Here is a 528-nt window from a genome sequence, read left to right on the forward strand (position 1 = left end):
GCCCCTGGGCATTAACGCCGACCATCAGCACCGGTGGCTCTGGCGTCAGCAGGCTGGTCAGCGTGCCGCCGCGCTTCGGCGCGATGCCCTGCGCGATCGCATCATCGACGCGCATCAGAAACGGAGCAACGGCAGCAGCCGCAACGCCCGCCTTCAGCAGCGCGCGGCGCGAAGGCCCAGATGCTGGCGATGGAATATCGCCATTCAGTTCCTGAGACTTCGTTTCCTCGCTCCACCACGATGTAAAGTCACTCATTTCCCTGCCTCCTCAAATTGGTTTAGTTCTCAATTCCAGACGTATCGGTTCGCTCAAGAATGGTCGACCAACATCAATCACCGGGTCGGCGTGCGCGTTCGAGCACCATATTCGCGAGAACGTGCTGTCCTGCCCTTCGCGGCGGGCAAAGATGTTGCCAATCTTATCGACAGTAACAGCTAGACCCGCCTCCTTCGCCCAATGGACGAACAGGTTGCGACCGTCGCGATCGGCATCGGACAGCGACGTACGATACGAACCACCATTGGCAG

2 pseudogenes are annotated in these 528 nt (G+C 59.8%); both read right to left on the minus strand.

From position 1 onward, the window contains the following. Positions 1–256, minus strand: a pseudogene (locus AC1DU6_RS35685) (hypothetical protein); the annotation flags it as partial. 12 nt (positions 257–268) lie between these two features. After that, a pseudogene (locus AC1DU6_RS35690) lies at positions 269–528 on the minus strand (hypothetical protein); the annotation flags it as partial.

The sequence above is a fragment of the Roseateles sp. P5_B10 genome (assembly GCF_056400485.1).